This window comes from Bifidobacterium sp. ESL0800 (assembly GCF_029395355.1).
In the GTDB taxonomy this organism is placed as follows: Bacteria; Actinomycetota; Actinomycetes; order Actinomycetales; family Bifidobacteriaceae; genus Bifidobacterium.
In genome coordinates, this window is sequence record NZ_CP113913.1 from 1318283 (window position 1) to 1336669 (window position 18387).

General features: G+C 58.5%; 14 protein-coding genes. 5 read left to right on the top strand and 9 right to left on the bottom strand.

All coding sequences use genetic code 11. The features are described from left to right. Positions 1 to 178 precede the first annotated feature (178 nt). The 5 genes from OZX75_RS05275 to OZX75_RS05295 all read right to left on the bottom strand — a co-directional run bounded on the left by OZX75_RS05275 (position 179) and on the right by OZX75_RS05295 (position 8969). Positions 179 to 1255 (bottom strand): LacI family DNA-binding transcriptional regulator, encoded by a 1077-nt coding sequence (locus OZX75_RS05275; RefSeq protein WP_525930230.1) that lies wholly within the window; start codon positions 1253 to 1255, stop codon positions 179 to 181. Next, a complete protein-coding gene (locus OZX75_RS05280; protein ID WP_277145630.1) occupies positions 1252 to 3564 on the bottom strand; it encodes a beta-galactosidase in 2313 nt (770 codons plus the stop codon). Before OZX75_RS05280 ends, OZX75_RS05275 begins: the two co-directional genes overlap by 4 nt. A gap of 413 nt (positions 3565 to 3977) precedes the next feature. Next, positions 3978 to 5324, bottom strand: a complete 1347-nt coding sequence (locus OZX75_RS05285) for an ABC transporter substrate-binding protein (RefSeq protein WP_277145631.1) — start codon at positions 5322 to 5324, stop codon at positions 3978 to 3980. A 371-nt stretch (positions 5325 to 5695) separates the two neighbouring features. Then, a complete protein-coding gene (gene araA, locus OZX75_RS05290; RefSeq protein ID WP_277147437.1) occupies positions 5696 to 7213 on the bottom strand; it encodes an L-arabinose isomerase in 1518 nt (505 codons plus the stop codon). A gap of 121 nt (positions 7214 to 7334) precedes the next feature. After that, positions 7335 to 8969 carry a xylulokinase gene (locus OZX75_RS05295; RefSeq protein WP_277145632.1) on the bottom strand — a complete coding sequence of 545 codons (1635 nt, stop codon included), beginning with the start codon at positions 8967 to 8969 and terminating at the stop codon, positions 7335 to 7337. Positions 8970 to 9601: 632 nt separating this feature from the next. Here OZX75_RS05295 and OZX75_RS05300 point away from each other — a divergent pair. The 3 genes from OZX75_RS05300 (at position 9602) to OZX75_RS05310 (ending at position 11341) form a co-directional block, all read left to right on the top strand. Then, positions 9602 to 9784 carry a type II toxin-antitoxin system HicA family toxin gene (locus tag OZX75_RS05300; RefSeq protein ID WP_277147439.1) on the top strand — a complete coding sequence of 61 codons (183 nt, stop codon included), beginning with the start codon at positions 9602 to 9604 and terminating at the stop codon, positions 9782 to 9784. Further along, positions 9781 to 10212, top strand: coding sequence for a hypothetical protein (locus tag OZX75_RS05305; protein ID WP_277145633.1), 432 nt, complete (start codon positions 9781 to 9783; stop codon positions 10210 to 10212). Before OZX75_RS05300 ends, OZX75_RS05305 begins: the two co-directional genes overlap by 4 nt. Positions 10213 to 10336: 124 nt before the next feature. Then, positions 10337 to 11341 carry a helix-turn-helix transcriptional regulator gene (locus OZX75_RS05310; RefSeq protein ID WP_277145634.1) on the top strand — a complete coding sequence of 335 codons (1005 nt, stop codon included), beginning with the start codon at positions 10337 to 10339 and terminating at the stop codon, positions 11339 to 11341. 115 nt (positions 11342 to 11456) lie between these two features. Here the strand turns inward: OZX75_RS05310 and OZX75_RS08645 are convergent, their stop codons facing one another. From OZX75_RS08645 to pepN, 3 genes are all read right to left on the bottom strand, one after another. Continuing rightward, positions 11457 to 12227 carry a peptide deformylase gene (locus OZX75_RS08645; RefSeq protein WP_277145635.1) on the bottom strand — a complete coding sequence of 257 codons (771 nt, stop codon included), beginning with the start codon at positions 12225 to 12227 and terminating at the stop codon, positions 11457 to 11459. After that, positions 12227 to 13615 carry a phosphoglucosamine mutase gene (gene glmM, locus OZX75_RS05320; RefSeq protein ID WP_277145636.1) on the bottom strand — a complete coding sequence of 463 codons (1389 nt, stop codon included), beginning with the start codon at positions 13613 to 13615 and terminating at the stop codon, positions 12227 to 12229. Before glmM ends, OZX75_RS08645 begins: the two co-directional genes overlap by 1 nt. A 222-nt stretch (positions 13616 to 13837) precedes the next feature. Beyond that, positions 13838 to 16450 (bottom strand): aminopeptidase N, encoded by a 2613-nt coding sequence (pepN, locus tag OZX75_RS05325; protein WP_277145637.1) that lies wholly within the window; start codon positions 16448 to 16450, stop codon positions 13838 to 13840. A gap of 239 nt (positions 16451 to 16689) precedes the next feature. On the opposite strand from pepN, the gene OZX75_RS05330 reads away from it, so the two are divergent. Both OZX75_RS05330 and OZX75_RS05335 read left to right on the top strand, forming a co-directional pair. Beyond that, complete coding sequence (locus OZX75_RS05330; protein ID WP_277145638.1) at positions 16690 to 17025, top strand: hypothetical protein; 336 nt, start codon at positions 16690 to 16692, stop codon at positions 17023 to 17025. Further along, a complete protein-coding gene (locus OZX75_RS05335) occupies positions 17016 to 17300 on the top strand; it encodes a hypothetical protein (protein WP_277145639.1) in 285 nt (94 codons plus the stop codon). Before OZX75_RS05330 ends, OZX75_RS05335 begins: the two co-directional genes overlap by 10 nt. Before the next feature lie 83 nt (positions 17301 to 17383). On the opposite strand, the gene OZX75_RS05340 is transcribed toward OZX75_RS05335, so the two are convergent. Further along, positions 17384 to 18229 carry a phosphatase PAP2 family protein gene (locus OZX75_RS05340; protein WP_277145640.1) on the bottom strand — a complete coding sequence of 282 codons (846 nt, stop codon included), beginning with the start codon at positions 18227 to 18229 and terminating at the stop codon, positions 17384 to 17386. Positions 18230 to 18387: the final 158 nt, after the last annotated feature.

The following is an 18387-nucleotide window of genomic DNA, read 5'->3' on the forward strand; positions in this document are numbered from 1 at the left end:
TCCTGACGGCTACGTCTGACTATTCGACGCATTCCTGAAGTTGCCTATTACACAATACTGTAGGCCGAATACGATGCTATCTTGAAGCGAAATTCATCACAAAAGCACTAAATTCATAGGGTTTACAGCACACTGGAAAACGGACATCTCGCTATTGAGACCCCCGTTTTTGCCTTCGTTACGGCCTTGTCGTTTGGCGCGCGATAACGCGGGAATCCACGGTAAGCAGTTCAGGGGTCGAGATCTTCCCCTTGATTCTGCCGATGATACGTTCCACAGCCGTGGGAGCCGTCCAGGTCAGGCGCGAATCCATCGTGGTCAGCGGCGTCTGCAGATACGAGGACTCCTCAATATTGTCAAAGCCGATGACCTGCACCTGATCGGGAACCTTGATGCCGTTCGTCGCGAGCGCCGAAAGCGCCCCTATGGCAAGCTGGTCGTTGAGGGCGATCAGCCCATCGAACGCAATATCGTCATCGATCAGCCCTTGCGTCGCACGGGCTCCAGCGCCTATGCTCCAATCCTGTGAAGTGATGCCGATAAGTTCAGGGACAAGTCGCACATGACGCCGGTTGCATTCCTCGACAATGCCTTTCAGACGTAGCTGATCATTGCCTTCCACGGCATTCAACAATGACCGCTCATCGAGCGGCTTGCGCGCGCCGACGACGGCAAGACGTGAGCTGCCATGTTCGAGCAGGTATTGTGCGGCTTTCGCCGCCGCCTGAACATCGTCCGGAGTCACATGATCCACACGCCCCCAAGTGGTGCGCGAGCCAACAACCACAAGCGGGTAATCGACATCGAAATCCTCGGGCGAAATATCCTCCAGCTCGCTCATCGAAAGAATGATGCCGTCCGAAACCGTCGGATTGAATGTTTGCAATACTTCCCTGGCTCCTTTTGCCGAGCCCTCCGCATAGGTGGTGACATAGACCGAATAATCGCGTTTGCGGGCCTCATCGATCACCCGGTTCGCCAGTTCCGCAAGATAAGGCGGAGTCAGGGACGGCACGGCAAGGGTGATGAACCCGGTGAGCCCACGGTTCAAGTTGCGCGCGGCGACATTGACGCGGTAGCCGAGGTCTGCGATAACCGATTGGACGCGAAGGCGCGTGGCATCGGTCATGCGGCCGGTACCGTTGATGACGTTGGATGCCGTCTTAAGCGACACCCCGGCGGCCTGGGCGACATTTCTCAGCGTGACATGCTTGTGATCGGCAGTCTGATCATCATGGATCGCACCTTCGGTCATTGTTCAGCCTCCTTTGCTGCACTCTTCAATGTAGCATCACCACACGTTTGCCGAGTGATCAATATCCCGTTGCGTTCGAGGACAACGGCAGCATCCTCCGCCTGAGCACGGACACTTGCCTCGCCATCAGCCATTTGCAGACCGCCTTCGGCAATTTGTCGGTCAGCTCCAGCGTTTTCAACACGACCTCGATAAAGGAAGACGACTTCTCCGTCGACATGATCGATACGAACCGGCTGACGGCCACGAGTGAGGTAGAAATCGAAGGCGAATCCTTCGCCGTTGCGACGGATATGGACCAAATCGGAACACGCATTGAACGCGTCCGAGTTGTCAAGGGCGTCGACAGAACCCCGCATCGTTGTCTGCTCAACGTTATCGACACCGGCCCCGGAATGCGTCTGGGTCATCCCCAACCGCAGATATCGCCGCAGGAACGACGCCAACGCCTGCCGATCCAAGTCACAGCCGATGTAATAGGCCCGTCCTTTGCCATAACCATTACGAGTAATCGCCGGCATGCCTTCCAGCTCCCAATCCTTTGCCTCGTCTCCTTGGTAGCTGGCAAGCACCGTAACGCAATCAGCGACCGACCCGATGACCGTCTGCCAAAGCCTTGAAACGGCGCCGTTCGAAAGCTGCACGGAATCGTACTCTCCATCGATAGACCCAAGGATATTGAATTCTTCGCCCGACACCCCCAGGATTTTACGCAACAGCCCATTGCCGGCCCCCGGATAGCCGCCAAGACCCACATGGAAGTCCTCGTCGACAAGCCCTGTGGCGTAACCGACGATCACCGTTCCGCCGCGGGCAACGAACCGCTCAATACGTTGCGTTTGTTGATCGGAAAGCGACAAGACGGTAGGCAACACAATCGTGGTATAACCGCTGAAATCCCCACGCAACGGCACGACGTCGGCACGGTGCCCCGCGTCCAGAAATGCGCTGTACCAAGTTGAGACATCGTCGAGATGGCTGAGCTTTCTGGTCGGCAGCGTCTTGCACTCGGTCGCCCACTGCGATTGTGCATCGAAAAGGATGGCCGTATCCGCCTGTTCGACCTTGCTGCCTTGCAGGCCGGCCTTCGAAAGCGTGTTCAAGGCCTCGCCAAGCTCGCACACTTCGCGGAAGATTTTGGTCTGCTCCCCGGCGTGAGGAATCATAGCGGAATGAAAGGCTTCCGACCCGGCTTCGGACTGACGGACTTGGAAGAAATTGATGGCATCGGCGCCCATGGCCACATGCGCCAGAGCATCACGGATCAATTCGCCGCCGCGTTTTCTGGCATTGACAGGCTTCCACTGCACCGCCGAGGTCGAATGCTCCATCAAGTACCAAGGCAGACGCAGCGAAATCGAGTCTACCAACGCATCGCCGCACAATAAGGCGTCGAGATGCTTCGCACCCGGTTCAAAATACTGGTCGTTGGAGACGAAATCAACCTCGTCGCTCCAATCGGCATAGTCCATCACGCATTGATCCGCGGCGACCATGAAATTCGTGGTCAACGGCTTGCCGGGGCAGATTTCGGCGATGGCATCGCGCTCGGCGGCAAAGAAATCCTTCAGGGCATCGGAGCCGAAACGCTCGAAATCCAGTTGAAGACCCGGATTGATCATCACGTCATCACCGGGATGCATCGGCAGCTGGATCTGGTCGAACGAACGCACCTGTTGGGACCAGAACGCGGTGCCCCAGGCCTCGTTGACAGCCTCGATGGTGCCGTAACGCGCCTTGCACCACTGGCGGAAGGCATACTGCGAATCCGGCGAATAATCATGGCGATTGTTCCAGCCGTATTCGTTGCCGACATGCCACGAGACCACATAGGGGTTGTCCTTATAGTGCTCGGCCATCTTGCGGCACATCGAAAGAGCGTATTTGCGGAAAACCGGACTTGACGGACTCCATGACTGCCTCGAACCGGGGTGGACGATCGTGCCGTCCGATTCGAGCGGAAGCACCTCGGGATGCATTTGATACAGCCACATCGGCGCAGTCGCCGTGGCCGAGGACATATTCACGGCGATACCGGCCTTGCCGAGTTTTTCGACGATGCGGTCGAGCCAATCGAAATCCCAGGTCTGCGGATCGGGCTGGATGCGGCCCCAGCTGAAGATGGCCAAAGCCACGACGTTGACCCCGGCCTCCTTCATCAGGCGAATGTCGTCGTCCCAGGTCTCCTCCGGCCACTGCTCAGGGTTATAGTCGCCGCCGTAGGCGATGCCCCGTCCGTCAGGCGTCAGCAGATTCGGCCAGCGAAAAGCACGACCAGAACCTTTCGCCGAACGGCTAACGGTTGGCATGTGGGAGACAGACATGTTGGTTATTCCTTATTCCATGGCTCAAACAAATGGATCCTTGACCCATTGCAGCAGAATGCTTCCAGTGTCGTTTGCCCGGTTTGTCGCGTATTTACCCAGGATGTCTGAACGATATCCCGTCGCAGCGACCGACCGAATCCGGCAATGGACACCGGAAGCGTTCTCAATCAATCAATGTGTTTGCGGTTTGTCTTTTGACAACATATGCAGCCAACCCGAACTGCCGATATCGTTCCGCGACAGACAGGGCCGCGGCAACGGCGTCATGCCCGGCACTCCAGCCATGTCGATCACGGCCATGAACGCCGCATCACCGGCGTCAGCCAACCCGCCGCAACCGACAACCCGCCGCAACCGTGTCTGTGCGGATCGCCAAAACCAAACCGCAGCACCTATCACTTGACGGTTACGGTGTAGCCTTCCTGCTTGCCGTGATCGGCGAGCTTCTGGGCATAATTGCTCATGGCCTTCTCAAGTGTGATGTCCTTGTGATAAGCCTTGGAAATCTCATCGCCATAAGCGGTCTGGGCAAACGGGTTGTAGGGCAGATACTGGAACTTCTCAGTCGGACGCTGCGCGCCCTCGGCCAGAATCTTGTTGACGTTCTGCCCGCCGAAGTAGTCGTTGACCTTCTTGTTGGCCGCACTGTTCGGATCGGTGAAGGAGCTCGAATTGAGGATCTTCTTCAAACTGCTGAACGTGCCGCTGTCGGCCATCTGCTGGGCACCGGCGTCGTGGGTCATGTAACGCACGAACTTGTAGGCCGCGGCTTGAGACTTGTTGGCCTTCGGCACGGCGAGCGCGGAACCGCCGTCTTCTGCGGATACCTGCTTGCCGGCTTCCCATTGCGGCAGCGAGCCGACGCGCCAGTTGCCCTTCTGGTCGGGAGCGCCGCTCATGAGGTTGACCGGCATCCATGCGCCGATGGTCAGCGAGGCGAGGGTGCCGTCGTTCAGCTCACGGTTCCATTCGTCCGACCAGTTCGCGGTCTTGGTGTCGATAAGGTCTTCGTCGATCAGCTTCTGACGGAACTCGATGTACTTCTTCATGCCCGGGTCCTTGGTCATATCGATGGTGATCTTCTCGCCGTCGACCTTCCAAGGCTTGGCACCGGCCTGCCAGGCCTGCGCGGTGAAGGGCTGATAGTCGCCCGAGGCACCCGAGCTGTTGGTGATGTAGGAGCCGGCGGCCTTGATCTTCTTGGCAGCCTCGTAGTAATCGTCCCAAGTCTTGATCGACTCGCCGTCGACCCCGGCCTTGTCGAAAACGGCCTTGTTGTAGAAGAACATCTCAGGGCCTGCATCGATCGGCAGCGCATAGGGCTTGGCATTGTATTGCAGCTTGTTCCACGGTCCGGCGGTGAAATCGTCCGCCAGCTTGTCGGCGCCGAACTGGCTCAGATCCGCAAGATCGCCGGTGACCGCGAACTGCGTGACCGTCGGGTCTTCGAGCATCACCACATCCGGGATACCCTTTTTGGCCGCCACCGCGTTGGACAATGCGGTCGAAGTCTTTTCCGCGGTGCCAGTATTGTTGAACTTCACCTTCACGCCGGGGTTGGCCTTTTCGAAGTTCGCGATGATCTTCTTCATCGAGTTACCGGTGTCCCAGCCCCAAAAGATCAGATCGGCCTTCGATTCCGAACCTTTGTTGCCGTCCGAATTGCCCGAGCCGCAGCCGGCCAGGCCAATCATCGTCGCCGCCGCAGCTACAACTGCAACAATTCTCTTTGCATTACCCATTTTGGCTCCTTTGTCTGTGCATCCATGCGCTACCATCTGCGCACTATATTGGGCAAACCGATAAAACCGTCCAAACACAGCTTTTCTTTTCGGATACTCAATTGCTTGATACAACTGTGTATCGCTTACGTTTTCTATGGTACACAGTTGTTTCAATTTGTCAATCCGAACAGGTAAGTCTGGATTATTGGATTTTTACATTATCGCTACCGGTATCCGCAACCGCCCAGACAGCACGCCGGCATCCTAAAATCTGAAATCTTCCGACAACGAAGTTGGGCGTCTCACGGTATTTCCATGAGACGCCCAACCCGATGTATTCGAATGACTGCGATCGGTTACCTACCAATCGGCATCATCGAACGAACTTTTCAGCAGTGGTTGTCGAGGCGGTGATACATCTCGGAGAGCTCGAGTTCGCGCTCGAAGTCGCGCGGCGTGGTGTTCTCGTCGATGGTGGCCAGTTCGACGCCGGCGATGCGGGCGAAGTCCTCCCAGCCCTCACGGCCGAAGGAGGTGGTCATGCAGGTGTGGTGCGAACCGCCGGCGCGCAGCCAGCACTCGGCCGCGCTCTTGAGCGACGGACGGGGCTGCCATAGGCCACGTGCGCACGGCAGGGCCTTCAAGGAGCCTTCCGGCTCGACCACGTCGACCACGTCCATCAGCAGACGGAAACGCTCGCGCATGTCGGCCATGGAGATGACGGTTGCGGCCTTGTGCGGGGCGACGGTGAAGACCAGGCGCACCGGATCGGACTTGTTGCCGATGCCGAGCGGATGGATCTCGAGCTTCGGCTTGGCGATCGTGCCGACCGAGGGCGAGACCTCGAGCATGTGCGAGCCCATGTCCATCTCGTGACCCGGCACAAAGTTGTAGGAATAGTCCTCCATCAGGCTCGAGCCGCCCTCAAGGCCGTAGCCCATGACGCTGGCGATACGCACCAGCACCGAGGTCTTCCAGTCGCCTTCGGCGGAGAAGCCGTAGCCGTACTCGCTGGGCAGGCGCTGGGCGCCCACGCCCGGCAGCTGCGGCAGGGTGCCGAGGTCCTCGAAGTTGTCGACCGCGGCGGTGGCGCCGTTGTCCTTCATCATGTTGACCATCGCGGCCTCTTCCTTGGCGGCGATGAACAGCTCTTCATAGCGGGCGTCCAGGAGCTCCGGGGCCACGTCGTACTTGGCCTTGTAGTCCTCGATGATGGCCTTGACCTGATCGTCCTTCACCTTGTCGTAGTATCCGCACAGCTCGTTGACGGCCCAGGTGTTGACCTGCGTGCCGAAGACGCGCTCGACCTCGGTCTTGTCGCCCTCGGTGACCGCGACGTTGCGCATATTGTCGCCCCAGCGCATCACGCGCATGTTCTGGGCCTCGTTCCAGCCGGCGCAAGCGCGAACCCATGTGGCGATGCGCTCGGCGACCTCAGGGTCGGTGTAGTGGCCGACGACGATCTTGCGCGGGATGCCGAGGCGGGTGAGGATGTAGCCGAATTCACGGTCGCCGTGGGCGGACTGGTTGAGGTTCATGAAGTCCATGTCGATGGTGTCCCACGGAATCTCCTTGTGGAACTGGGTGTTGAGCTGCAGCAGCGGCTTGGTCAGCACCTGCAGGCCGCGGATCCACATCTTGGCCGGCGAGAACGTGTGCATCCAGGCGATCACGCCGATGCAGCTGGGATCGGCGCTGGCCTCTGTCATGAATTCCTTGACACCGTCGGAGGACTTCAGGGTGGGCTTCAAAACGAGCTTCACGGGGATCTTGCCGGTGGCGTTCAACGCATCGACGATCTTGGTGGACTGCTCGGCGACCTGACGCAGCGCTTCCTCACCGTAGAGGTCCTGCGAGCCGACGCCGAACCAGATGGTCTTGCCTTCGAATGGGTTTTCGAATGTCATCATTACTTCCTTTTGTTTCTGTTATGTTCTTCGTTGATGATTGGTATTCATTACTGGATTCCACCGCGTTCAGGACGTTCGAATTCATTGAACGGCCTGAACGCGGCGTTAACCAAAATTCTCAGCTTTCCAGATCGATGGTCTTGATGGCGGCCTTTTCGATCGGCAGCGCGCGCGTGAACCGGGCGAAGAAGTCCTCGAAGCCAGCGACGTCCTTCGGGTCGGGTTCTTCGGTGGTCGATGCGGCATCGGCGAATACACGCTGGTCGAGATAGACATCCAGCGGGGTGTCCTTGTGCCAGAGGTAATCGGCGAGCACTGCCATGCCCCAAGCCCCGCCTTCGGCCGCCGTCGACATGACCTTGATGGGGGTGTTGAACGCGGCGGCGAGAATCTTCTGCGCCACCTTCGGGGTGGTGAAGATGCCGCCGTGGCCGACCATCGAGTCGACCTTGACGTGCTCGTCCTTGGTCATGATGTCCATGCCGATCTTGACCGGCGAGAACGCGCCGAAGAGCTGGGCACGCATGAAGTTCGCAAGGCTCATCTTGCTTTCGGGGCCACGGGCGAAGACCGGGCGGCCTTCTTCGAGCCCTGCCAGGAATTCGCCGGAATAGAAGCAGTAGTTGATCAGACCGCCGGCGTCGGCGTCGGCGTCCGGGCCGATTGCCGTGCGGAACAGCGTGCCGTAGAGTGTGCCGGCGTCGAGCGGGGTGCCGATGGCCTTGGCGAACTCGCTGAATACCTTCATCCACGCGTTCAAGTCGGAGGTGAAGTTGTTGGCGTGGCTCATGCCGCACGGGTCGCCGGCCGGGGTGGAGACCAGGTCGACTTCCGGGTGCAGGCGTTCGAGCGGATGGTCGAGCACGACGGAGGCGAAGATGGAGGTGCCGGCCGAGACGTTGCCGGTGCCCACGCGCACGGAGTTGGTGGCCACCATGCCGGTGCCGGAATCGCCTTCAGGCGGTGCCAGCGGCGTGCCGGGCTGCAGGGTACCGGTCGGGTCGAGCAGCTTCGCGCCTTCAGCCGTCAGCGTTCCTGCGTCGCTTCCCGCCACCAGCGGTGTCGGCAGCAAGTCCTCGATCTTCCAAGGCTGCGAGGCGACCTCGGGCAGCGCGGAGAACTGGGCGAGCATATGCTTGTTGAAGCCGTGGGTCTCGGGGTCGATCGGGAACATGCCGGACGCGTCGTCGATGCCGAGCACCTTCTTGCCCGTGAGCTTCCAGTGGACGTAGCCGGCCAGCGTGGTGAAGAACGCGACGGACGGGACGTGCTCCTCCTTGTTGAGGATGCACTGGTAAAGATGGGCGATGGACCAACGCTCGGGGATGTTGTACTGGAAGAGCTGGGAGAGCTTTTCGTGGGCGTCGTGCGTGTTGGAATTGCGCCAGGTGCGGAAGGGCACGAGCAGCTTGCCGTCCTTATCGAAGGCGAGATAGCCGTGCATCATCGCGGAGAAGCCCATCGTGCCGATCTTGGTCAGCTTCTCGCCGTAGGCGTTCTCGACGTCGTAGGCGAGCGAGGCGTACGCCGCCTGCAGGCCGGACCACACCTCGTCGAGCGAGTAGGTCCACAGGCCGTTTTCCAGGTGGTTCTCCCAGCCGTGGTCGCCGGCGGCAATCGTCGAATACGTGTCGTCGATGAGTACGGCCTTGATACGGGTCGAGCCGAATTCGATACCCAGCGAGGTTTTGCCCGCGCGTATCTTTTCGGCTATCGCCGCCACGTGTTCCGTGGTGTCTAATGCAACTGTCATGGTGATCTAGCTCCTTTACTATCGCTCTGGCTACGGCGTTTGCAGGGAATTTGCCGTCGCCTGCGACAAAGCACGTGCCCCGTCAATCGCCACGAGCATATTCCTCCAGCCCACAAGTACCGCATGAACGCAGCGATATCGTATCGCCGATAATGTGAACGCTCACATCTTGATAGTCCCTATCTTACACGCAGCCGTTGCCAAGTCCGCGTTTTCGCAACGTTGCGCCGGATTTACGGTTTTCCTTCGGAATCTGGCCGATACCTCACCCTTAACCGGAACCTGACCGATGCCCATCCTTCTGCCGGAACCCAATCGATAAATCGAACTTTGTGTTCACCACAATCACACGGACAACGATCATGTGGATAACCAGAGCTCGAGACCGGCAAACCGTGGATAAACCAAAACGACACGCCCGAGAATGTGGATAACCAGGAGCATCCGACCACAGCACCCGTTTTTGGCACGGTTTGCGAGCCGAATTCTCTAAGCTACGAAGAACAGACGAAAGCAATACATCATCATATTTTGTCTAGTGTGGAATTGCAATTTTATACAAGTGCAGGATTGTGTTTTATATCTAGTGGAGGGTTTAATATATGGTCTTACGAAAATGGCTCATCAAACAGATGCGCAAAGAAGCCAGGGCAAAGGGTATAGAGATACGGGAACGACAGGGAGGAAACCACGAGATTTTCTATCTAGACGATGTGATAATCCCTATACCCCGACATAACGATCTTGAAAAAAATACCGCCCGACAAATCATTAAAGAGGCATCGGTCAAATTAGGAAAGGACTGGCTGAAATGAGAAGGAGATTCATAAAGAAAGACTATCTGGGGACGACCGCCGACGGCAAACCGACAGTACACAAAGAGAGTTATCCAGTTACCATCGAAGCGGGCGAGAAATACTGGATACTCACCATTCCCGGTGTCGGGGTGACCCAGGCACGCAAACTCAGCGAAGTGGACGACATGGCTCGCGACCTCATCGAGATCATGACCGGGGACCAAAACTTCGCCATGACGAAAGAAGTGAAGTTCCCCGAAGAGGTGGAGGCGCACCTGGAGGCCATGAAACGCTACCGCGAGCAGTCCAAGAAAGCGAATACGCTGGCGGCGCAGGAATCCCGCAAAGCCGCGAAAGGATTGCGTCAGGTCGGCCTCACCTTGCGGCAAATCGGCCAAGCCATGGGCATCTCCTACCAGCGCGCCAGCCAGCTGGTCAACGGATGAGACCTTGACTTGCACAATATTTGCAAATGTCAAATGAGAAGACAGAAATTCATAAAAAATCAAGAAATCTTGAATTTTGTCTAAATAATTGGCGTTTTGCAACACATTTATATAAAATCGAGTCATGGAAGAGGCACAATCATCGCCAAGACGCGAACTACGTATTGTCATCATCGACGATGACCCCTGCGCATTGGAGCACGAAGCCAGCATCGTGGGCAGTGTCCAAAATCGCGACGGCTGCCATATCAAAATATGGCCGACGACAAAACTCGACGCGGGGATTCACCAATGTCTATATTCTCCTCGTCAACCTGATGTACTCATCATCGATTTATCCGTCAACAGCGACATTATTGAACCCACTCTGAAAACAATCAAGGATTCCCGACCAGACATCATTCTCATCGGCATCACCGCCCACATCAACAGACACATCAATTCGACCGCTTCCCAACAGTATCTTCGCTGCATTATCAACAAGGCCGAGCTGAACCACGCACTTCCTGCCGAGCTCAAAGAGATCTATCACCAAAAGATATTGCATCCTCCTACCCAGCCGCTCGAACCGAAAAGGACCATCCCTCCCTCTCATTGCACAAACAGGCAAACGACACAACGCCGCAAACAGCGGGAACGGAAATCCCACAATCCTCATCGTTCGGCAAACGACGATGACGACCCCAACAGGCGGCAAACACGGACTACCCACAAAGGCGTGGCTTCAGACCCTGAACACGTTGCCTGCCAAACAGATCAATTGACAAATCCGAACACACCAATTCAACAACGGATTGCAACTCAAGGCCGCTATGGCGATGCACTCCCTGCGTCCGTAAATCTTCAAAGCGCTGATTCATCCGGCGATAACGACCTAGTACAGACACAGGAGCGTATGACTGCTACACTGCGCTTTCAACAAAAGCCCCTGCCTCTCTCACCGGCCGAATTACGCGTCATCAATCTGTGCTCGCAAGGAATGGGAACGGACGAGGTCGCCGAGCATCTGAGTATTTCCTCCAACACCGTTTATTCGCATCGAAGCCACATCATGGGCAAATACCACACACATTCCTGGCACGAGGCACTCACCATCTATGAGGAAAGGACGAAGAACGGAACCTCATAAGGCACCGAAGGCGCATAGTCCGTAAGGAAAATGCGCCAAGTCGAATCTTGGATCGTTCGCGTAATCCGAGAAAGATATCGACAGCAAGGAAACTCAGCAAGAAGCACAACCGACGCTAGGCAAGCTTGAAACCCAGCTCCTTGGCGGCATCTGCCGGAACCGGGTCTTCGCACCAATAATCCTCGAGATTTTCGTCGGTCGCCAAAGAACGGATCTCGGCCTGATCGATGTAGACCTCGCCGCTTAAATGATCGGTTTCGTGCTGGAAGATGCGGGCCGGCCAGCCGTGCAGGCGTTCCTCGTGTTTGTTGCCATCCTCGTCCTGCCAACGGGCGACGATGTCGAGCCAACGACGGCGAACAGCCTGATAGCCGGAGAAGCTCAGGCAGCCTTCGTAGAAGCTGCGCTGCTCGGAGCCGATGGGTTCATAGGTCGGATTGATGATGGCACGGAACGGGAATTCGGCGATTTCGCGCGGATCGTTCGTGTCGTCGATGACGTTTTCGTTGTCGTCATCGGTCACGCTGTTCTCTACGTCTGGCGTATCCTGGCCGTTGTTGCCACCGACATGACCTTCGGGGTTGTCGTCGACTCCCCTGCCGCCGACGCGCACATGGTCTTCCACCACAGCGATACGCAGGCCGAGACCGATCTGCGGGGCAGCCAGGCCGACGCCCGGCGCCTCAAGCATCGTGACGCGCATGGCCTCAATGAGTTTAGATAGCGTGCGCTTGCTCAGCTGGCCATCATATTCCACCGCATTCTGACGCAGCACGGGCTCCCCCATCTGCACGATGGGCAGAATCTTCTCCTTGCCGCCGGTTTTGATCAGGTGCTCGACCGCACGATTGAGTTCGGTGTCGACTTTGGAATTTCGGGAGAACATCAGATCGCCAGCTCCTGCGCGACCACGGCGGCCAGACGCTGGCAGACCTCATCGGCCTGCTGTTGCGTTTCAGCCTCGACCATCACGCGGACCAGCGGTTCGGTGCCACTGGGACGCAGCAGCACGCGGCCGGTGTTGCCGAGCAGCTTCTCCTCGCGCGCGACGGCGTCCTGCACCTTGGCGTTGGTGGGCGCGGCCTTCTTGTCGACCTTGGGAACGTTGATGAGCTGCTGCGGCAGCTGCGGGAAGTCGGCGGCGAGTTCCTTCAAGGACTTGCCGGACTTGACGACCTCGTTGCACAGGGTGAGCGCGGTCAGCGTGCCGTCGCCGGTGGTGGCGAACTCACGGTTGATGACGTGGCCGGACTGCTCACCGCCGATGGAATAATCGCCCTTGAGCATTTCCTCAAGGACGTAGCGGTCGCCGACGTTGGTCTGCACCGTCGAGATGCCCATGTCTTTCAGCGCCAGCTTGAGACCGAGGTTGCTCATCACGGTGACCACCAGCGTATTGTGGTTGAGCTTGCCTTCGCGCTTCTTGGCACGCGCGAGGATGCCCATTTCCTGATCGCCGTTGACCATATTGCCGTCTTCGTCCACAGCCAGGCAGCGGTCCGCGTCACCGTCGAAGGCCACGCCCATCGCGGCACCGGAGGCCTTGACCATCGCCTGCAGCTGCTCGGGGTGGGTGGAACCGGCCTTCTTGTTGATGTTGTAGCCGTCAGGCGAAGCGTTGATGACCAGCACCTCGGCTCCGGCACGACGCAAGGCCTCGGGCGCGACCACGGAAGTGGCGCCATTGGCGCAATCGGCCACGATCTTCAGGCCCTTCAGCGGCTTGGGCTGGGTCTTGTCGGGCGCAATCGGCGCGATGGCACTGACCAGATGGTCGATATACATATTGGTGGCGGTATTGATGTCATGACTTACGCGGCCTACGCCGGCACCCGTCGGACGATCCCAATCCTTGCCAAGCACCGCTTCAATCTCGTCCTCCTTCTTGTCCGGCAACTTGAAGCCGCCGCGAGCGAAGAACTTGATGCCGTTGTCGGGCATGGGGTTGTGAGAAGCGGAGATGACAGCGCCCATTTCGACGTTGAGTTCGCTGGTCAGATACGCCACGCCGGGAGTCGGGATAATGCCGGCGTCGATGACATCGAAGCCGCCAGCGCTCATGCCCGCCGCGAGCGCCGAAGCGAGAAAATCGCCGGAAACACGGGTGTCACGGCCGATCAACGCACGCCGACGGCCCTCCTTGTGCTCTTCCTCGGTTCCGGACGAATCGCCAAGCACACGCACCGCCGCGTCGCCCAGGTCGAGCGCCAGCCTTGCGGTCAAATCCCTGTTCGCCAGTCCGCGAACGCCATCGGTTCCAAACATATTAGGCATGCTGCTTTTATCCTCCGCTTGCACGAATAGTACTGGACTTCATCTTACTCAAGAGACTTCACGTGCGCCGCACCGCCCCGCAACACTGCCCGATTTCGTCGCATTTGCCCAGACTCGCCTGACTGGCGGTGAACAGGTTCCGGGCGTAGTGGCCATGTATGCGAAACCCCGCCGCGGATTACATGCGGCGGGGTTTCACTTCTGTGGCTGTTACCAGACGAATTACTTCAGGCTGGCGTTGTAGGCGGCGACCTTCACCGCGCGGCGGGAGGACTCGACGTTGCCGATGATGATGTTGCGCAGGGCGCGCGCGGCGTCCTGGTGGGCATCGAGCCACTCGTCACCCAGGCGAACCAGCTCTGTGGCGTCCGCATACGCCGGGTAGAGGTCGTTCAAGAGCGACTCGGCCATGTGGAAGGTGCGGTTCTCCCAGATCCAGTCGGCGGTCTCGAAATACTTGGCGGCATAGGGCTCGGCGAGCTTGCCGCTCAGATTGCCGGAGAAGCCGAGCGCCGCGGCCTCGAGCTGGGAGTTGGTCAGGCTCAGGTCGCGGATGGAGGCGTCCCAGGCCCATGCCTTGGCAACGGCTGTCGGCACAGAGGCCTTGGCGCCGTAGGCGAACTCACGGTTGTCGGTGGTGTCGCGCAGCTTCAGTTCCGCGTCGATCGCCTCGTTGTCCATCTCGCCCACGGCGGCGAGCGCCTTGGTGAGCGCCCAGCGCATGTTGTTGTCGATCTCGAGGCCCTTGAGCTTGAGCGACCCGGAGAGCAGGCCCTTGACGTTGGAGACGAACGGGGCGTCGCCCTGAGCGCCGTAGTCCAGATAGGCGCTGACGAGCTGGAACTGTTCGTCGCTGCCGGCCTCGGCCGCGTTGGCCAGGTCCCACAGGCCCTCGGCGACGTGCTTACGCACGGCCTCGCGGCGGGCGGGAGCCACATACTGCGTGGCGGTGATCTTCAGGCAGCGCAGCGCGTAGCGGAAGGTGGTGGACTCGTGCTCGGTGGAGAGCATCTTCAGGCTCAGGTCGAGGAAGCGCTCGGCCGGGAACTGCGCGTCGCGGGTCATGTCCCAGAAGGCCAGCCACACCACGGCACGAGCCAGGGCATCGTCGAACTCGAAGAGATGTTCGGCAGCGAACTCACTGGACTTGCCATCGAAGCGCAGTTTGGTGTAGGTCAGGTCATCGTCGTTGAGCATGATGAAGTCGGGGCGCTTCTTGCCGGCGGCTTCGGCGGCCACGGTGGTCTCGCCGGTGACGTCGAGCTCGATGCGGTCGGTACGCACGATCTTGCCGGTCGCCGCGTCGCGGTTGTAGAAGCCGATGGCCATGCGGTGCGCGCGCAGCACCGGGTGATCGGCTGGCGCGGTCTGCGTCAGCGTGAGCGACTTGATGGTGCCGTCGCCGTTCTCCTCGACGTCGGCCGAGATGGTGTTGATGCCGGATTCCTCGAGCCACTGCTTGCTCCAGGTCTTCAGGTCGCGGCCACTCGCGGCCTCGAGCTCGACCAGCAGGTCCTTCAGCGTGGCGTTGTCGTACTTGTGCTTGTTCAAGTAGCTGTTGATGCCCTTGAAGAACTTCTCACGGCCGACGTAGGCCACCAGCTGCTTCAGCACGGAGCCGCCCTTGGCGTAGGTGATGCCGTCGAAGTTGACCTCGGTGTCGTGCAGGTCGTTGATCGGCGCGGTGATCGGGTGAGTGGTCGGCAGCTGGTCCTGGTTCAGGGCCCAGCTCTTCTCGCCGGAGGTGAAGGTGGCCCAGGAATCGGTCCAATCGGTGGCCTCGGCGGTGGACAAGGAGGACATGAACTCGGCGAAGGACTCGTTCAACCACAGGTCGTTCCACCACTTCATCGTCACCAGGTCGCCAAACCACATGTGCGCCAGCTCGTGCAGGACGGTGACGACGCGGCGCTCGGCCAGCGCGTCGGTGACCTTGGAGCCGAAGACGTAGGAGTCGCGGATGGTGACCATGCCGATGTTCTCCATGGCGCCCGCGTTGTATTCAGGCACGTAGATCTGGTCGAACTTGGCATACGGATACGGCACGCCCCAGGTCTTGGCATAGAAAGCGAAGCCCTTCTTGGTGATGTCGAAGAGATAGTCCGCGTCTTTGGCAAAATCATCCTTCAAGGACTGGCGGCAATACTGGGCCATCGGCACGGTGCGACCGTCCTCGTTGGCGTAAGTGGTGTGCCACTGCGCATACGGGCCGGCGCAAATCGCGGTGAGGTAGGAACTCATCTTGGGGGTGGTCTCGAAGATCCAACGCTTGGTGCGCTCGGCCGGATGCGACTGCAGCGTGCCTTCCTCGGTCATCGCGTCAAGCTCGGCGGTGGAGGCCACCGGCATGTTGGAGGTGACGAGCCAGGAAGCGGGCGCGGTGACCTCGAAGTCGAAAGTGGCCTTGATGTCGGGCTGGTCGAAGACGGCATAGACGCGGCGGGCGTCCGGCACCTCGAACTGGGAGTAGAGGTAGACGTTGTCGTCGGCCGGGTCGACCGAGCGGTGCAGGCCCTCGCCCGTGGTGGAGTACTGGCAGGAGGAGACGACCTTCAGGGTGTTGTGTTCCAAGAGAGCCGGCAGCTCAATGCGATTGTCGACGTAATACTTCGACGGATCGAGCGTTTCGCCGTTGAGCTCGATGATGCTGACCTCGTCGGCGATGAGGTCAGCGAAGCTGGAACTCCCGGCTTTCGCGTCAAACGTGATGACGGCAACTGACGGGAAATTCTTCGGCCCCTTCGTAAGGTCAAGGTCAACATGATAGCTGACCGGACCGGTGATGATCGACTTGCGTTCCTCGGCCTCGACACGGGTAAGATTCGCTCCTGGCATTTCGCTCCTTTTGAGATTGGGAAATAATACGATAATTCCATTATGCCAGCCGGAGCCGTCACCGGACAGTATTTTCAGCCAAAGCCATGATTGGACGTCGATTTCAAGGTCGGGATATACCCCCAAAAAATCTCGCGACGGGTCATGGACACACGCAAAATCGGGACAATACGGTCAATGATGTCTAGCAGCGCTTTATGCTAAAAGAGTTGAGAGAATATCGGGAAAGCTGTGTCACCATGAACATTAGCTATGAACGCTCGGGGTGCAAGCAGTTTTTCAAAAAGCATCGCGATGACGAAAAGACCATCAAAGCCTGCATTGAAAAGGCCCTGGCGACGCAGCTGGAGACCGGAATGTCGAAGGTCAAGCGCGCGGTGTCGGCGCGAGTGAACGGGCAATGCGTCTACGAATGCCGTATCAATCTCAAACGCACGGGCTCGGCGCGGGTCGCGTTCGTCGTCAACGAAAACAACACCGATATCGATGTGCTCTTCATCTCCTCGGTGCTGCAGAAAGACGAATTCACCCATATGCTCGAACGAGATCTGAAGGAGGCCGGGCTATGCGACTGATTCCTGTGAAACAAGCGCTGAGCATGATGGAGAACGCGACGCCGGCGAAATCGGAATATAAAAAACTCACGTTCTGGACCGCCAAAAAAGACCGTTCGCTCTGCCTCGAACACGACGGAAACGGCCTGATTCTGCACGAGCTGGGCTATCGCGAGGAAAGCACGGCCTTCACTTCGGACAAGCACGACGTCCACGAATGCAAGCACGCCGTCAAACAGGCGTTCAAGCGCGAGTTCCCCCGCAGCCACAAGGTCTACGTTTCCGCGGTGAAATAACAAACAATATCAGAGCGGCGACCACCAAGCCTGGTAGCCACCGCTCTTATTAATTGCGTATCAATCTATCCTGTATGAACCAGTCATACCAGCGCATATTCTTGCGGATAGTGCTGCGCAAGCTGCTTGAGCAGCAGATGGCGCGCCAGCCAGAGCGCGAGCAGCGGCAGGGCGAAACCGACGGTGACGTCGGAGAGGAAATGGGCGCCTTGCATCATACGGCTCAACATGACGACCAACGCGTAAACCAGCGCAAGCCCAAAAACCATGCCCTCCTTGCTTTTCCAGCGCGGCTCGACCAGGGCGAGCAGGCAGAGCGACAAGGTTGAGCCGGCCCACAGGGAATGGCCGGAGGGGAAGGATTTGATATTGTCGGCCACACCACCAGCGGCGACGAGATAGTGCTTGCCGTTCGGGTGATACCACGGCGTGAACAGGTCAAGATCGCCCTGCATCGCGCGGAAACGGACACGGCCCCAGAGGATTTTGGCGACTTCCAGCACACCCATCGAACACAGGAACACCGCCACGATCACGATGCCGGCCCAGCGATAGCGCCGCTTCAACTCGTCGGGAATCTTATAGACGATGGCGGCGATCAGGATGGCGACGATGACGCCGTAGGCGACGCCGAACAGATGGCAGTATTTGTAACACAATGCGAGTCCCAACAACGTCGAACCGAGGTAGACAAGGCCTGAAAGCACAAGTTTCGCAAGATTCTCTCGTACGAATCTGTAGGTCCAGAAGAGCAACGCCGCACCAATCATCAGTACGGTCGCGCCGATAAGCGGAGCCAGCCGCTCAAAGAACGCCGAAAAACCATTACCGGGCATGTACAGCGCCTGATCGATGCGCAGATCGGCGAACGTACCGATGATCAACAGAACCAATGCGCCAATCGCTGTGGCAGGAAATATCTTTTTCATACGTTCAATCCTCATGGTCCGTATCGTTTTCTTTTTCATATCATTGCCGTAAAGAACATACATACCAACCCGCACCGCGGCGGTTTCGGCCGTCTGCAAGTCAGCGTTGCCAATTCCAAGCTCAATACTGTATCCCGCCGAAAGCCACGGACCACGTC